15 protein-coding genes and 1 rRNA gene are annotated in these 15,311 nt (G+C 54.2%); 6 read left to right on the forward strand and 10 right to left on the reverse strand.

The features are described 5' to 3' along the window. From BR04_RS10535 to BR04_RS10575, 9 genes are all read right to left on the reverse strand, one after another. A 16S ribosomal RNA gene (locus BR04_RS10535) occupies nucleotides 1-125 on the reverse strand; the annotation flags it as partial. Nucleotides 126-503: 378 nt separating this feature from the next. After that, the gene (locus BR04_RS10540; RefSeq protein ID WP_496355971.1) at nucleotides 504-1,355 is read right to left on the reverse strand and encodes a prephenate dehydrogenase/arogenate dehydrogenase family protein; all 852 of its coding nucleotides are present in this window, start codon (nucleotides 1,353-1,355) and stop codon (nucleotides 504-506) included. Further along, the gene (aroC, locus tag BR04_RS10545) at nucleotides 1,352-2,404 is read right to left on the reverse strand and encodes a chorismate synthase (protein ID WP_496355972.1); all 1,053 of its coding nucleotides are present in this window, start codon (nucleotides 2,402-2,404) and stop codon (nucleotides 1,352-1,354) included. Before aroC ends, BR04_RS10540 begins: the two co-directional genes overlap by 4 nt. Before the next feature lie 85 nt (nucleotides 2,405-2,489). Next, nucleotides 2,490-3,005 (reverse strand): shikimate kinase, encoded by a 516-nt coding sequence (locus tag BR04_RS10550; RefSeq protein ID WP_496355973.1) that lies wholly within the window; start codon nucleotides 3,003-3,005, stop codon nucleotides 2,490-2,492. Further along, nucleotides 3,002-4,279, reverse strand: coding sequence for a 3-phosphoshikimate 1-carboxyvinyltransferase (aroA, locus tag BR04_RS10555; RefSeq protein ID WP_496355974.1), 1,278 nt, complete (start codon nucleotides 4,277-4,279; stop codon nucleotides 3,002-3,004). Before aroA ends, BR04_RS10550 begins: the two co-directional genes overlap by 4 nt. Nucleotides 4,280-4,337: 58 nt before the next feature. Continuing rightward, on the reverse strand, nucleotides 4,338-5,144 hold the full coding sequence (locus BR04_RS10560) for a shikimate dehydrogenase (protein WP_496355975.1): 807 nt from the start codon (nucleotides 5,142-5,144) through the stop codon (nucleotides 4,338-4,340). Nucleotides 5,145-5,154: 10 nt separating this feature from the next. Continuing rightward, a complete protein-coding gene (gene pheA / locus BR04_RS10565) occupies nucleotides 5,155-6,252 on the reverse strand; it encodes a prephenate dehydratase (protein ID WP_496355976.1) in 1,098 nt (365 codons plus the stop codon). A gap of 12 nt (nucleotides 6,253-6,264) precedes the next feature. Next, nucleotides 6,265-7,257, reverse strand: a complete 993-nt coding sequence (locus tag BR04_RS10570; RefSeq protein ID WP_496356054.1) for a 3-dehydroquinate synthase II — start codon at nucleotides 7,255-7,257, stop codon at nucleotides 6,265-6,267. A 106-nt stretch (nucleotides 7,258-7,363) separates the two neighbouring features. Further along, entirely contained in the window at nucleotides 7,364-8,170 is an 807-nt protein-coding gene (locus tag BR04_RS10575; protein ID WP_496355977.1) for a 2-amino-3,7-dideoxy-D-threo-hept-6-ulosonate synthase, read from the reverse strand. Nucleotides 8,171-8,892: 722 nt separating this feature from the next. Between BR04_RS10575 and BR04_RS10580 the strand changes: the two genes are divergently transcribed. The 6 genes from BR04_RS10580 to BR04_RS10605 all read left to right on the forward strand — a co-directional run bounded on the left by BR04_RS10580 (nucleotide 8,893) and on the right by BR04_RS10605 (nucleotide 14,089). Beyond that, complete coding sequence (locus BR04_RS10580) at nucleotides 8,893-9,162, forward strand: HU family DNA-binding protein (protein WP_496355978.1); 270 nt, start codon at nucleotides 8,893-8,895, stop codon at nucleotides 9,160-9,162. A 366-nt stretch (nucleotides 9,163-9,528) separates the two neighbouring features. Then, the gene (locus BR04_RS10585) at nucleotides 9,529-9,798 is read left to right on the forward strand and encodes an HPr family phosphocarrier protein (RefSeq protein WP_496355979.1); all 270 of its coding nucleotides are present in this window, start codon (nucleotides 9,529-9,531) and stop codon (nucleotides 9,796-9,798) included. Between the two features lie 7 nt (nucleotides 9,799-9,805). Then, nucleotides 9,806-11,572: a phosphoenolpyruvate--protein phosphotransferase gene (gene ptsP, locus BR04_RS10590; RefSeq protein ID WP_496355980.1), complete on the forward strand. Its 1,767-nt coding sequence runs from the start codon at nucleotides 9,806-9,808 to the stop codon at nucleotides 11,570-11,572. Between the two features lie 52 nt (nucleotides 11,573-11,624). Continuing rightward, a complete protein-coding gene (gene smpB / locus BR04_RS10595) occupies nucleotides 11,625-12,083 on the forward strand; it encodes an SsrA-binding protein SmpB (RefSeq protein WP_496355981.1) in 459 nt (152 codons plus the stop codon). A gap of 80 nt (nucleotides 12,084-12,163) precedes the next feature. Continuing rightward, nucleotides 12,164-12,673 carry a chemotaxis protein CheD gene (locus BR04_RS10600; RefSeq protein ID WP_496355982.1) on the forward strand — a complete coding sequence of 170 codons (510 nt, stop codon included), beginning with the start codon at nucleotides 12,164-12,166 and terminating at the stop codon, nucleotides 12,671-12,673. Nucleotides 12,674-12,865: 192 nt separating this feature from the next. Next, nucleotides 12,866-14,089 carry an HD domain-containing phosphohydrolase gene (locus BR04_RS10605; protein ID WP_496355983.1) on the forward strand — a complete coding sequence of 408 codons (1,224 nt, stop codon included), beginning with the start codon at nucleotides 12,866-12,868 and terminating at the stop codon, nucleotides 14,087-14,089. Between the two features lie 49 nt (nucleotides 14,090-14,138). Here the strand turns inward: BR04_RS10605 and BR04_RS10610 are convergent, their stop codons facing one another. Beyond that, entirely contained in the window at nucleotides 14,139-15,215 is a 1,077-nt protein-coding gene (locus BR04_RS10610) for a ParM/StbA family protein (protein WP_496355984.1), read from the reverse strand. Between the last annotated feature and the right edge of the window lie 96 nt (nucleotides 15,216-15,311).

The following is a 15,311-nucleotide window of genomic DNA, read 5'->3' on the forward strand; positions in this document are numbered from 1 at the left end:
TATCCACGCGTTACTCACCCGTGCGCCACTTTACTTATCCCCCGAAGGGAACTTTCTCGTTCGACTTGCATGTGTTAAGCACGCCGCCAGCGTTCATTCTGAGCCAGGATCAAACTCTCCGTTGAATCTCTGTACTTCCTCCTAAGAGGATTACTCAGGGGTATGTTCTTATTCTTTCACTGCCTGATTTTCAAAGATCGATTTTTTCGATCCGCCGCCGTAAGCAACGAGGCGCAAACTACCCATTTGACCCAAGGGTGTCAACACCTTTTTTTCCATCTTTTTTCTTTTTTCTTAACTTGCTTGAAACATAAGAATTTTAAAAACTGTTTTTTCAGAACATACCCAAAAACAGCTCACAAAAAGCTCTCCAGTGGAACCATCCGACAGGGAAAGCATACAAAAAACGCAGTGGCCCCTACCACTCCCGCCGAAAAAGATCTTGCCCTCTTTCGTCGCCACAAAGCCCCGGGCCATTGAAATGGGATCCATCAAACAAAACATCAGGATGTTTCAGAAAAAACGCCCAAAATACGATTACTTTCCCGCAGGGCCTCGCCACAGAAAGGCCCCAGAAAATCCCGCAGCTCCTCCATCCACTGCCTTCGTGAACAGCCCTCAACCGCCAGCATTTTTTCCGTCGTATCCGCCAGAACCTCCGAAAAAAGACCACTGACCTCCCGCGCATAGGGGTTTCTCGCAATGAGATCCTCGTAAAGCCCCAGATCCAGTGCAAACAGACGGCCCACGCAGTCGAGATTCAGACGGAAAATCAGGGTCGCCACGCTTTTGGCCGTATCCGTATCCAGCCCCTCCCTTTTCATATAAGCCGCCGTGGCAATGGTAACAAGATGGGTGACACTCTGTACAAAGGCCATGTGCCGGTCATGGTCAGCAGGAGGCATGACGGAAACCCGTGCGCCGGCCTCTTCAAAGAGAGTACGGAAAGGCGCTGTCCAGACCTCTCCCCGCCCTGGGGTCAGAATCACATTCTGCCCCTGCATGGCCACCGTATATTGTCCGAACATGGGGTGAATGCCCAGCACCTCTGCAGAAGAGGCCTCCAGCATGGCGGTGATCACCTCCTCTTTAAGGGAGGAAAAATCCACAAAAAGCTGCTCTTCTGAAAAAAGAGGCCCCAGCTCCCGGGCAAGACGCACCGCTGTGGCCATGGGCGTTGACAGGATCACAATGTCCGAGCTGTGCACCAGGGCTTCGTTGGTCATCTCCGTACCCAGATCCGACACCGTCACAAAAAGCCCCCGCTCCCGGAAAAAACCCGAAAACCAGCGCCCCATGCCTCCGTTGCCACCGATAATGCCGATTCTTTTACCCTGAAAAATCTCCGGAATCATCGGATGGCCCTCCAGCGCAGAAGATGATCCGCCACCACAAGCTTTGCCATGGCCTCGGCCACGGGCAGAATGCGGGGAATGGCCGCCACATCATGCCGTCCACGGGTCACAATGCTTCTCGGATTCCCATGGATGTCCACGGTCTCCTGGGGAATGGTAATGGAGGGGATGGGTTTCACCGCAAGACGCAGCACCACCCGCGCCCCACTGCTGATGCCCGCAAGAATGCCGCCGCTGTGATTGGAAAGAAACCCCTCAGGTGTCATGGCGTCATTGGCCCTGCTGCCCCGCATGGCGGCCACGGCAAAACCGGCCCCGATCTCCACCCCCTTGACCGCGCCAATTCCCATCATGGCTGCGGCAAGGTCTGCATCCAGCTTGTCGAACACAGGATCCCCCAGACCTGCAGGAAGCCCGTCGATCCAGAGCTCCACAAGGCCGCCGATGGAATCCCCCGCAGCCCGCACCTCCGCCACACGGGCCTCCATGGCCAAAGCCGCCTCTGCATCGGGGCAGCGATAGGGGTTGCTGTCCAGAGCGTCCATGTCCATCACTCTCGCCTCAATCCCTCCCAGAGCCAGGGTGAAGGCCCTGGCGGAAATCCCTTCCTTTTCCAGAAGAAGACCGGCCACAGCCCCGGCCGCCACCCTTCCGATGGTCTCGCGGGCCGAAGCCCGCCCTCCGCCCCGCCAGTCCCGGATGCCATAGCGGGCCTGATAGCTGAGATCGCCGTGACCGGGCCGGAAAAGGTCTTTGATATCCTCATAGGACTGGGACCGGGCATCCTTGTTCCACACCAGAATGGAAATGGGGGTGCCTGTGGTTTTGCCCTCGAACACCCCGGAAAGGATCTCACAGAGATCCGCCTCCCTGCGGGTGGTGCTGGTTTTTGCCTGTCCGGGCTTTCTCCTGTCCAGCTCCCGCTGCACAAGGGCTTCATCCAGTGCCAGACCCGGCGGACAGCCGTCAATCACGCACCCTACGGCCGGGCCGTGGGATTCCCCCCAGGTGGTGACACGAAACATATGACCCATGGTGCTTCCAGGCATCCCAAACCTCCTTTTTCATAGAATGGGGCTTCTCTGCCCTGAGCAGGAAACCGTTTTTTTCACCCTGCCCTTTTTTTCAGGGGCTTCATTGCAGGGAGAGGATCTTCAGGGCCAGGGCTTCCGGTGTCAGAAAATCCGTCTCCACCGTGTCATGGGCCGCCGCTGCATACAGGGCCTCCCGGGCCGCCATCACATCCCGCACTTCATCCAGGGCCGATGTTCCCGTAAGGGAGGGCCGCACGGCCCCCCTTGCCAGATCCTCCTCCATGCGCCTCACCACTGTTTCCGCAAGGGCATTGAGGCGTACCACCCGGCCCGCCTCCCGCATTTTCCGGATATTCTCCGGCCGGGTCACAATACCGCCGCCCGTGGCAATGACACCAAAGCCTTCCGCAATCACCTGTTCCAGAGCGAGGCTTTCCCGATCCCGGAATGCTTCCCAGCCTTCCTCAGCCACCAGGGTTCCGATGGGCCGCCCCGCGTTCTTCTCAATGCGGGCATCCAGATCCACCCAGGAACACGCGAGCATACGGGCCAGATGACGGGCCACCGTACTTTTCCCGACACATCGGTATCCCACAAGAAAAATACGCAATCTCATCCCATGACCCCTGAAAACACCTCAAAAAAATTCGGGAAGGATTTGGCCACACAGCCGGGATCCGTAATCTCCACACCCGGCACCTTCAGGCCCGCAACGGCAAAGCACATAGCCATGCGGTGATCATCGTAGGTATGGATTCTCGCCCCGTGCAAGGGCTGCCCCCCCGTGATTTCCAGATCATCGCCCACAATGCGCACCACCCCGCCCATGCGGGTAAGCTCCGTTGCCACGGCACTCAGGCGGTCACACTCCTTTTCCCGCAGATGGGCCACATTGCGGATACGGCTTGTCCCCTGGGCAAAGGCCGCCACCACCCCAAGGGTGGGCACCATGTCCGGCATGTCTCCCATATCCACGTCAATGGCCTGCAATTCTCCGCCTTTCACCGTGATCCCCCGGATGTCACTGGCCACCGTACAGCCCATGCGCTCCAGAATACCAAGAAGCCCCAGATCTCCCTGGGCCGACCCCAGAGAAAGTCCTTCCACGCTTACGGAACCTCCCGTAATGGCGGCAGCGGCAAAAAAATAACTGGCATTGGAGGCATCCGGTTCCACAAGATAATTTCCGGCCCTGTAGGTCTGGCCTCCGGGAACAATATAATGGGTGTCTCCTTCCCGGCTGAAGGCAATGCCCAGCTTTTCGAGGATCTCCAGGGTCATGAGGATATAGGGTCTTGAGACCGGCCCACGGGTCACCGTGATGTCCAGCCCCTTTTCCAGACAGGGTGCCATGAGCAGCAGGCCGGAAAGATACTGGCTGCTCAGATGGCAGGCAATGGAAAGCGCCCCCCCCCTGCGACTGCCGCCGCCGATGACCACGGGTGGGCAGCCCGTATCCTCAACACTGCGTGCGGGGATGTCCACCTGAGCCAGGGCATCCAGAAGATCCCCCAGAGGACGCTGGCGCATCCGCGCATTGCCATCCAGGGTGCTGGCCTTTTCTCCAAGCCCCGCCACAGCGGAAAGAAGCCGCATGGAAGTCCCTGAGTTCCCAAGAAAGACGGGACTGTCCGAACCCTGAAGCCTGCCTCCTTTTCCTTCCACAGTCATGCGGCCGTCACCATGGTCTGTGATGGGAATGCCCATCTGTCTGAGAGCCTGGGCCGTGAGCAGGGTGTCCTCACTGCGCAGACAGCCCGACACTTCCGAAGGCCCGTCCGCCAGTGCGGCGGCTATGAGAAGCCTGTGGGTGTAACTTTTGGATCCCGGAACCCGGACGCGCACACCTTCCGGACGATGGGGCCGCACCGCAAACGGAGTTTCGGACATCTTTCCTCCTTACTTTTAAAAATTCAGCCACATGGGTTTCATGGCAGACCAGAGTGTCTCACAGACTGGCCTCCACCGCCCTGCGCATCACATCCAGGGGGGCGGACTGTCCTGTCCAGGTCTCAAACTGTAAGGCCCCCTGACGGATGAACATTTCAAGACCATCCACCACCCTGCAGCCACAGGCTTCCGCAGCGGCCAGAAGCCGGGTTTTCCGGGGCGCATACACAATGTCCATCACCACCATACCCGGACGCAGTACCCCTGCATTCACGGGTATGGCATCGGGAAAAGGGTGCATCCCCACGGAGGTGGTGTTCACCAGCACCGCCACATCCTCTCCGGAAAAATCCGACAGAGGGCAGAAAGGGGCTTCCAGTTCCCGTGCCAGGGCTTCCCCCCGCTCCCGGCTCCGGTTCACCACCAGAGGGTACCCGCCCGCATCGCGGATGCCGTAAGCCACGGCCCTTCCCGCCCCTCCCGCACCAATGACGGCCACCCGCTTTCCCTCAAGGGAAGTCACCGACAGAAGGGAATCCCGTGCGCCGCACCAGTCCGTGTTCATGCCGGAAATCCGGCCATCCTCCCCAAGACAGAGGGTGTTGACCGCGCCCATGGCTTCAGCCATGGGATCCAGTACATCCACAAGGGAAAGAAAGGCCTCCTTGTGGGGCAAAGTCACGCTCATGCCCCGGATGCCCAGGGTGCGCATGGCTTCAGGAACGCCTTCCGGACTCTTCACATCAAAGGCAAGGTAGGCGGCATTGATATGAAGGGCAGAAAAGGCCGCGTTGTGCATCACAGGGCTGCGGCTGTGTCCCACAGGATGCCCCAGCACCCCGAAAAGCCGGGTTCCGCTGTCCATGGTTTCTCCTTTAAGAAGGGCAGCGGGCATAGGAGCCCACAATTTTCAGAAACAGGCAGTTGGGCCGCATACGGGCCACGGCCTCCTGCACTTCCGCATCCTCCCGGTGACCCTCCAGATCCGCAATGAAAAAATAGCTCCAGTTTTCCTGACGGGTGGGACGGGACTCCAGCTTCACGAGGTTGATCCCCAGATCCGCAATGGGCTTGAGGCTGCTGAACAGGGCACCCGGCACATGGGCCGTCACGAACATGAGGGTGGTCTTGTCCATACCCGTGGGCTGGGTTTCCTCCCTGCCGATCACAAGGAAACGGGTGGTGTTACGGCCGCTGTCCTCAATGTGGGAGGCCAGCACCTGAAGGTTGTAAATCGCTGCGGCCTGATTGCCCGCCACAGCCGCCGCACCCGGCTCCATGGCCGCCTTTCTCGCCGCCGCCGCCGTACTGGCCATTTCCACAAGCCGCGCATGGGGAAGGTGCTGGGCCAGCCAGCCCCGGCTCTGGGCCAGGGCCTGGGGATGGGAATACACCACGGACACAGCCTTGAGATCCGTTTCCCGTGAGAGCAGATCATGGGAAATGGCAAGGCAGGTTTCCGCACAGATTTTTAAAGGAGAAAGAAAAAGCAGATCCAGGGTATGGTTCACCGCCCCTTCCAGGGAATTTTCCACAGGCACCACCCCAAAGTCACAGCTCCCCTTTTCCACCTCCTCAAACACCTCGGCAATGGTGGTTCTCGGAACAAACTGCCCTGCATACTCAAAGTGCTGAAGGGCTGCGATGTGGGTATTGGTGGCTTCCGGCCCCAGATAAGCGATGGTGCGGGAACGCTGCACCTCCCGCGTGGCCGCCATGATGGTGCCGTAGAGGTGATAGATGAGGGTATCCGACACGGCCCGGCCCACGCTGCGGCTCACCAGGCGGTCAAAAATGCTTTTTTCCCTGGATCGATCAAGAACCTGAAGACCCGCCGCCTCCTTGACGGCTCCGATCTCCCGGCCCAGATCCAGGCGTTCGTTGAGCAGATCCAGAATGCTGTCGTCAATCGTGTCAATGCGGGTACGGAGTACTTCCAGGGCCCGTCGAACCGCTTCCATGTCCGCTGTCATCCGGCCTCCCGCCTATTTTTCCGTTATGGTTTCTTCCACGGCATGGCCAAAATGACGGCCCCCTTCTTCGAGACAGACCAGAACCCGGTCTCCGGGATTCAGGGCCACAACGGATACGGGTCTGCCTCCGGGTGCTGTCAGGCGGATGGTTTCCGCATTCTGCACAATGGTATGCACGCCCTTGCCCGCCACCTCGGCGCGAATCAGGAGAAGAGGCCTTTTTTCAATCTTCACCCGGCCCACCACAGCCGGGCTGGTGTTGCCCTCGCTGTCCACCAGCATCACCGTGTCTCCGGCGTTCAGCTCGGCCAGATACCGGGTTCGCCCTCCGTCCACGCGGGTATAGGCATGCACCGCCCCGGCATTCACCCGGAAGGGTCTGGGTGCCACATAGGGATTGGACTCCGTTTCCGCATGCACAAGAAAAAGCGCCGAGGAGCTGTCCCCTACCAGCATACCCTGGCCGGGCACCATGGAGGTGCAGGTATCCACGCAGACCCGGTCGCCCATACCCAAAGACCGAACCTCGGTGACCACAGCCTCTTCCAGCGCTTCTCTGCCGCTTTCAACCTGAAGACCTTCCAGGGCCGCCTGAAGGGCCAGAGGCTCCTGGATGTCCAGCATCACACGCCGAACCCCCACCTCCAGAATGCCAAAGGCCGTGCGGGCCGCGTCCAGGCTTTTCACCACAGGCATGACATCCACTTTTCTGGCAATAAGATTTTCCAGAGGGATGATGGTCCAGTCCGTACATTCCAGCACCACAAGGCGGCTTGCGGCCAGGCCCGCCACCTCTTCCTCCTGCTTTCCGTCCGAAATCCTGAAAATCTCCGCCGTCTCTCCTGGAATAAAATCCCCGTCCGAAGCCAGTACCGGAATCCTTGCCAGCGCCTTCACCGCCTCGCCCCTGCCGTCTTCCACCCAAAGCCCCTGAGCGCCGCCCTCCAGAGCGGTGAGCACCAGCTCCTTGTTCCAGGGCGCTACCTTTACCCAGATTTCCCGCATATCCACCTCATCCCTTCCTTTATAATAAGGGGCTTTCCGCCCACATCCCGCTGCCATGAAAACCGAAAGCCACCGTCTGCATTGAAAAAACGGTGGCTCTCCGATCTCACCCCTGTTCCGCCAGACGCATGATCTCCATGGCATCATCCACGGAAGCCCCGCCGTTGATAATGGCGGAAAATGCCCGTACCAGAGCGGTGGGATTTCTGTGCTGGAACACATTGCGGCCCATGGAAACCCCTGCCCCGCCTGCGTCCGTTGCACCTTTTACCATTTCCAGAACATCCCGGTCTGAATCCATTTTAGGCCCGCCTGCGATAACCACAGGCCGGAAACAGCCCTCCACCACCTCCCGGAAACTTTCCGTGGAACCGGTGTAGGAGACTTTCACAATATCCGCCCCCATCTCGGCTCCGACACGGGCCGCATGCTTGATCACTTCCTTGTCGTATTCATTGGTGATCTTCTCCCCCCTGGGATACATCATGGCCAGAAGGGGCATGCCCCAGCTCCGCGCCTCGTAGCTGATGCGGCCAAAATCATTGAGCATCTGCTTTTCGTCTCCGTTGCCAAGATTCACATGAATGCTCACTGCGTCCGCCCCAAGGCGGATGGCCTCCTCCACGGAGCACACAATGGTTTTGGCATTGGGCTTGGGAGAAAGGCTTGTGGATGCGGAAAGATGGATGATAAGACCGATGTCCGGGCCGCTGCCCCGCAGACCGTCCTCCACAAGGCCCTTGTGTTCCACAATGGCATTGGCCCCACCTTCGGCCACCTTCTGGATGGTGGCGGTGAGGTTGCGGATACCGTCAATGGGCCCAACGGATACACCGTGATCCAGGGGCACAATGATGGTTTTTTTGGTTTCCCGATTGATGATGCGTTCCATGCGGATCTGCTTGCCGATCATGACTGCCTGCCTCCTGATGTTTTGACGAATAGAAAGGGCCGTGAAGAAGTCTCTCCACGGCCCTTGTCTCGTCTTTTTATCGGGGCGGTACCGTGGGAGTCTTTTAGCGACCCGCCTCGGTACGTGTGCTTTTCTTGTCAGCTTTGCTGGAGCGCACGCGCAGGCAGGTCGATACTAAAATAATAGTACCACCAATAATAGCTGTTAAAGCTGCCTGCACATGTGTTCTTCACAAGACAAAACCTTTCCTGAAAATTTTTATGCTGAAGAAGACCATACAGAAAGAATGACCCAGGGTCAAGTTTTTTTATACAACTTCACAAAACAGTTCCAAAACGCCAAGACAGCTATAAAATATGGAAAATCGCAGTTGCACGGAATCAAACTTGCTGCTATAGCTTAACCCCATGAAAAACACCGTTCATCCTCGTTTTTACAATGCAAAATCAAATTGATATCGATTTAGAGTCAGGATAAGAATTTACCCGTTCATAAAAATGATGATAACATTTTAATTTTCAAACGGAATTTTATACACTTCTTCCTTGACAGCCCTTTGGCAAGCACGTAATTTGGGCGACGCATATGATTTCTTTTCCACAAAGGGTAACACCTCCTGGAAAATTCTGGATGCCCGCCGTTTTTTATCCATACCGTAGCACCGGAAACAACAACAATTCCTAGATCACAAGCTGACGATTAACATTCTAAGGAGGTTCTGCATGAACAAGGGTGATTTGGTTGCAGAAGTTGCAAAAGTTGTAAGCTCGAAAAAAGACGCCCAGGCTGCGGTTGACTGTGTCTTTGCTGCTATTACCACAGCAATGGCCAACAACGAACCCGTAACCCTTGTGGGTTTTGGTACCTTTAAAACCATGGAACGTCAGGCCAGAAAAGGCAGAAACCCCCAGACCGGAGCAGAAATCGAGATTGCAGCCCGGAAAACGCCTAAATTCATTCCAGGAAAAGCCCTCAAGGATGCCATGAAGTAACAGCTGCATCTTCAGACTCTGATTTTCCGGCCAAGGAAGGCAACAATTTTAAGCTTAAAAACCCTTTTGGGGGAATACAGATTGGAATTGTAGCCTCTCCTGGGCAAGGAAAAAGATCCTGCCGATATGCAGGATCTGCTTTATACAAAAAAAACACCCCGAAACCGAGTCCTTACAATTTAAGTTCACGCGATACCCCGTAACCTGAATGATCTGTTATATCGCGTCATCCCGTCTCTGAAAGCATCGGCAGGAATGTTGCTACAAAATCTTTTCCCAGACGCGGCACACAAGATCATGATATCTGTCACAAAAAGCTTTCCGTTTTCCATCCCATAACCCCAAAAAGCGGTATTTATTACGGACGTGCATCAGAAAAAACTCACCATCGTCAACGCCCTCGGCCTGCATGCCAGACCCGCCGCTGCCATTGCGCGTATTGCACAATCTGCAAAGGCCGGGGTTTGGATCTGCCGAGAAAAATCCACTGAACAGATTGACGCCACAAGCATTATTGATATGCTGACCCTGGCCTGCGAACAGGGAACCCGCATCACCCTTTATGCAGAGGATCCTCAAGATCTTCCACTGCTCGACAACATTGCCAAACTTGTCGAAGACGGATTTGGAGAATAAGCTCACCATGCCTACGGGAGAAAAAAAAGAAACGGTCTTGGAGGGCATCAGCGGTGCACCCGGTATCTGCATCGGTAAAGTCTATCTGGTGGACAGGGAAGGTGTGGATGTCGTTCCCCAATATGGCATTGCTCCGCCTCAACGCCCCCAGGAAATCAACCGTTTCAAAAATGCCGTTCGCAAAGCCAAAGCCGAACTCCTTGAAATCATTGGAAGTACACCGGAGGCTTTAAAAGAACATATCCAAATCCTGGAAACCCATCTTGTTCTCTTCAAGGACAAGATGCTCTATGGTCGCACCATCGAAACCATTGAAACAGAAGGTGTCAATGCAGAATGGGCTCTGAAAACTGTGGTGGCAGGAGTTCGGGCCATGTTCCAGAATATTGAAGATCCCTACTTACAGAGTCGTTCTGCGGATATTGTTCATGTTTCCGAACGCATCATGCGTAACCTTCTGGGAGCGAAGGAAGAAAGCATAGGTAGTATCAGCAAGCGCGTAATCCTCGTTGCCAGCGACCTTTCTCCCTCCCAAACGAGCCAAATCCAACTGGAATGGGTAATGGGATTTGTCACAGATCATGGTGGTACAGCCTCCCATACCAGCATCATTGCCCGTACTCTGGGGATTCCCTGCGTCCTGGGTCTTGAAAATGCCACATCCGTACTTCACAACGACGATATTATCATTGTCGACGGTATCAGCGGCAAGGTAATCCTGCATCCCGAAGATGAAACCCTGCTGCTCTATGAAGAAAAAAAAAGACGCTTTGAAGATCACAGGGCATCTATCTCACGCAGTTCCCATCTCCCCTCCATCACAACAGACGGCCTTGAAATCCAGGTCATGGGCAATATCGAACTGGCAGAAGAAGTCGTTTCTGTCCGGGATCATGGCGGAGATGGTATCGGACTCCTGCGTACGGAATTTCTGTATCTCAGCCGTACCAATTTCCCCAGTGAAACAGAACTCTTCGAACAATACAGGGAAGTTCTGGAACTCATGGCGCCAGCTCCCGTCACCTTCCGAACCCTCGATATCAATGGGGACAAGGCCATTGCCTACACCCTCACACCGGAAGAAGCCAACCCAGCACTGGGACTGCGTGCCATACGTTTCTGCCTGAAAAAAAAAGATGTCTTTAAAACTCAGCTCCGCGCCATCCTGAGAGCTGCAGCCTATGGCAATGCCCAAATCATGTTTCCCATGATTTCCTGTGTTGAGGAAGTTATGGACGCGCGGCAGCTTTTAGAAATCTGTGCCACAGAGCTGGCTGGGGAAAAAAAGAAACACAACCCGGATATTCCCGTCGGTATCATGATTGAAGTCCCTTCCGCTGTCGTCATGGCCGATGCCCTTGCCAGGGTAGTTGATTTTTTCAGTATCGGAACCAACGATCTTGTTCAGTATCTCCTGGCCATTGACCGGGGGAATCCCCAGGTGGCCCACCTGTACAATGCTCTAAACCCAGCGGTTCTACGCATGATTCAACGGGTCGTGAGCGAGGCAGACAAAGCGGGGATTCCTGTTGCCATGTGCGGCGAAATGGCAGGAATTCCCCAGAACCTGCCTGTCCTGATGGGGCTTGGGATACGGGAGCTGAGTATGAATCCCCAGTCCATGCCCGCCATTAAAAATATGATCCGTCACCTGAACAGCCGGGAATGCCGCCTGTTTACGGAGGATCTCCTTCAAAAGATCACGACCCAGGATGTGGCACAAACCCTATCCCGAAAATACGGCAAACTGACAACAACGGACTTCAGCGGATAAAAAAAGCCTGCAAGATGCGGGCAGAGTACATATTGGTGTCAAGGAGGACGGTGTGAACAACACCAAAATGATCAGCGACAATCGAAAAGCCCGTCATGAATATATCTTTGAAGATGTCATGGAAACTGGAATCGTCCTCACGGGGACGGAAGTCAAATCCATCAGAAATGGCCAGGTCAACCTAAAAGATGCCTACGCCCAGATCAAAAATGGAGAGATGTTTCTTTACCAGATGCACATTACACCCTACTCCCATGCCTATTATAACAACCACGATCCCCTGCGGGTTCGCAAACTGCTGTTACATAAAGATGAAATCATTAAACTCATCGGAAAAACAAAAGAAAAAGGCTATTCTCTGATCCCCGCAAAGCTGTACTTTAAACAGGGAAAAGTCAAGGTTGCCCTGGCCTTGGCACGGGGGAAAAAACTGTATGATAAACGCAATGCCATCAAAGAAAGGGAAGCCAAGTTGGCCGTGGGCCGCCTTAACCGGCAAAAACATGGATAGGCTCCACAAGAATATTTTTTTCAGGGGCAAGAATTCATTTTTAACAACCTTGAAACCCTTTGCTTCTCAGATGGCTTTTCATGGTGCATAACCCCCATACCCTTCCCCAATACCTGCTCCAGCCAGGTTTTCTTTTTGTTCCAGAGGAAGCCATGCAGATTTCCGCCGTACTCGGATCCTGTGTGGCTGTTGCACTTTTTGACAAAAAAAAAGCGCGCGGCGGCATGAATCATTTTCTGTATCCCATAGCCCCCGCACCTGAGCAGGCAACCACCCTCTACGGAAATGTAGCCACCCGTACCCTCATCCGCATCTTCCTGGATCAGCAACCACAAAAAAAATATCTTGAAGGGATGCTCTTTGGTGGTGCTGCCCCGGTTTCCATGAAAGATGCTATGGAAGTAGCTGAAAAAAACATCCATGTAGCAAGGACACTACTCAAGGAAGCACAGATTCCCATTGGGGTGGAAGATGTAGGGGGGACATGGGGAAGAAAAATTATTTTTAACGCATCCAGTGGAGAATCTGTGGTATACCGTGTAGAACGTCTCCGCGAGGGGGACTGGTACCCGTATACCGGTATGCGCTGAAAAACCCTGAATTTCCTCTATGCGTCCGGTATTGCACCCACATTAACCTGAATGCGTTTATAATCCATTGTTTTATACCTTCTGATTCCCTTGGGGTGTGAAAAACAGGGGGGATTTTCAGCATCGTACCGGGAACAGCCTGGTTATTACCGGCATGATCCGAAGACAAAAGGAAGGTAAGGAGGAAAGGCCATGCACGATCAGGAACAGCGGGATCGGCTTCTACAGATAGGATGTGATCTCAATGCTATCCAGGATCTGGATATCCTCATGGAACGCATCCTCACCGAAGCCCGTGATTTTGTGGATGCAGATGCCGGCTCCATTTATATACGGGAAAATGATACCCTGCGTTTTACCTATACCCAGAACGATACCCTGGAAAGCAAACTGGCTCCAGGCGAAAAACTGCTGTACAGCAGCTTCATCCTTCCTGTAGATGACCGTAGCATTGCAGGTTATGTGGCCCTGCACAACAAAGCACTCTGCATCGATGATGTTTATCGTATTCCCGAATCTGCCCCCTACCGTTTCAGCCGCTCCTTTGATGTACGTTCCCAGTATCGCAGCCGCTCCATGTACACCCTGCCCCTTACCAATATCAACCAACAGGCCATTGGTGTCCTGCAAATCCTCAATTCCATGGATACGGACAGAAAGGTTCGGGCGTTTACGGAAAAGGATACCCGGATTCTCCAGCATTTCGCATCCATCGCCTCCTTGGCTCTTGAAAGAGCCCAGCTGACCCGATCCATTCTGCTGCGTATGATTCACATGGCGGAGATGCGGGATCCCAAGGAGACCGGGGCCCATGTTAACCGCGTGGGCAGCTATGCCGTGATTCTCTATGAAGCCTGGGCCAGACGTCGTGATATGGATCCTGTGACCCTGGAACGCCAGCGGGATCGCCTGCGTATGGCGGCCATGCTCCACGACGTGGGAAAAGTCGCCATACCGGACAGTATCCTCAAGAAACCAGGTCGTTTTACGGAAGAAGAGTTCATCATCATGCAGGAACATACCCTTCAGGGAGCACGACTCTTCCTCAATCCGCTCTCGGATTTTGACCAAGCTGCTTCCGAAGTCGCCCTCACCCATCATGAACGGTGGGATGGTAAAGGCTACCCGGGCCATGTTGATATTCTCACTGGTCTTCCCCTGCCTGGAAAGATAGATGCTTCAGGAAAACCGCTTCCCCGCAAAGAAAAAGAAATCCCCATTTTTGGTAGAATTGTGGCTCTGGCAGATGTCTATGACGCCCTTTCACACCAGAGGGTATACAAAGAGGCCTGGGAAGAAGAACGGGTACTGACCATCATCCGGGATGGTGCAGGTACACAGTTTGATCCTGAACTTGTGGAAATTTTTTTTGAAGTCCTTGATTTATTTCAGCAGGTTTCCCAGCGTTTCCCCTGAGATGCCAGGAAACAGCGTGTCCCTCCGTCAAAGGGACACCAGCCTCTCGTCAAGACTTTGCCACCTCCTCAGCAGTCTTTCCCACAGCAGATGGCGCTGGCATGGGAACGGGAACTTTCCGCCAGCGACTCTTGCCAAAACGCAGATAGCCTTCCACATTATAAAAACGAGGGTCTTCAATCTTATCGGGCATGGTAAGCACAGGAACGTCAAGCTTGGAGGCCAGATGATCGTGCAGAGCCTTGCTCCCCCCACCCGTTAAAATGACACCCTGCATATCCCACTCATCCGCCCAGAGACGTGCAATTTCACCCGAAAGCTCTGATGCCGCCCGTTCAAAAACCCGATCCCGCAAACTGGCAATATGATATTCCTTACCCCGGATCTGAATCCAGCCCTTTTCCACGGCTTCATACAAACGGTAAAGTTCCACCTGAACACCGGATTCCCGTTTTAATTTTTCCGCAATGGCCATGAAACTTCTTGCCATACCCATATCTACAGTCGAACTGCTGCGCTCCACATAGGACATGCGGTCAAACATCAAAAAATCTGTGGTTCTGAAACCAATATCTACGACGCCTATTTTTTTTTCGGGAAACTCCCGGTTCACCACACGACCATGCTCATCCATAAGAAGGCCAAAAACACTTCCCAAAGGCTGAGGCATAATCTGAACACCATGAATACTCACCTCCCGATTCTGACGACTGCCATCGGGGAAATGGTATACCAGCTGGTGTTTTCCCGACATGGCCTTGATCATTTTTTCATAATCATGCTTCAGATACACAACGGGAAGCCCGGAAACCACATTGAGGGTAATGCCTTCTTCCGCAAAAAGCCCCGCAGCCGTCAAGGCCAGTACAGGAACAAAATCTTCCAGAAGCCGCTCCTGATCCAGCGTAAACTGCCGTACCGATGACTGGGTAATGGCAAAATCTCCAATAAAATAGGCTTTACCGTCCACAGTCACATGAAGGTTTTCGGCAATATCCCTGTTTCCAAGACCCGTTGAAAACTGAATATCTGTGGTTTCACCCAGAATAGACTTGAAACAGAATGTCTTGCGACCATTGCTCGCCTTTGTAAAACCGAACCCGACATCAATACCGAGAATCTCCATGGGCATATCCCTTCTATCCGGCCATTGATCAAAAAAGTTCCATATCAACTTATACGCACTGCTCCAGAAGCGGCATCCTCTCCCGGAAATCCGATA

The organism is Desulfobotulus sapovorans DSM 2055 (assembly GCF_059569355.1).

Bases quoted from the DNA above. Each gene is read 5' to 3' on its own strand.
- BR04_RS10600 (WP_496355982.1), top strand. From the start codon at position 12,164: ATGGTGCATAACCCCCATACCCTTCCCCAATACCTGCTCCAGCCAGGT.
- BR04_RS10605 (WP_496355983.1), top strand. From the start codon at position 12,866: ATGCACGATCAGGAACAGCGGGATCGGCTTCTACAGATAGGATGTGAT.
- BR04_RS10570 (WP_496356054.1), bottom strand. From the start codon at position 7,257: ATGCGGGAAATCTGGGTAAAGGTAGCGCCCTGGAACAAGGAGCTGGTG.
- BR04_RS10580 (WP_496355978.1), top strand. From the start codon at position 8,893: ATGAACAAGGGTGATTTGGTTGCAGAAGTTGCAAAAGTTGTAAGCTCG.
- BR04_RS10610 (WP_496355984.1), bottom strand. From the start codon at position 15,215: ATGGAGATTCTCGGTATTGATGTCGGGTTCGGTTTTACAAAGGCGAGC.
- aroC (WP_496355972.1), bottom strand. From the start codon at position 2,404: ATGCCTGGAAGCACCATGGGTCATATGTTTCGTGTCACCACCTGGGGG.
- ptsP (WP_496355980.1), top strand. From the start codon at position 9,806: ATGCCTACGGGAGAAAAAAAAGAAACGGTCTTGGAGGGCATCAGCGGT.
- pheA (WP_496355976.1), bottom strand. From the start codon at position 6,252: ATGACAGCGGACATGGAAGCGGTTCGACGGGCCCTGGAAGTACTCCGT.
- BR04_RS10560 (WP_496355975.1), bottom strand. From the start codon at position 5,144: ATGGACAGCGGAACCCGGCTTTTCGGGGTGCTGGGGCATCCTGTGGGA.
- aroA (WP_496355974.1), bottom strand. From the start codon at position 4,279: ATGTCCGAAACTCCGTTTGCGGTGCGGCCCCATCGTCCGGAAGGTGTG.
- BR04_RS10540 (WP_496355971.1), bottom strand. From the start codon at position 1,355: ATGATTCCGGAGATTTTTCAGGGTAAAAGAATCGGCATTATCGGTGGC.
- BR04_RS10575 (WP_496355977.1), bottom strand. From the start codon at position 8,170: ATGATCGGCAAGCAGATCCGCATGGAACGCATCATCAATCGGGAAACC.
- BR04_RS10550 (WP_496355973.1), bottom strand. From the start codon at position 3,005: ATGAGATTGCGTATTTTTCTTGTGGGATACCGATGTGTCGGGAAAAGT.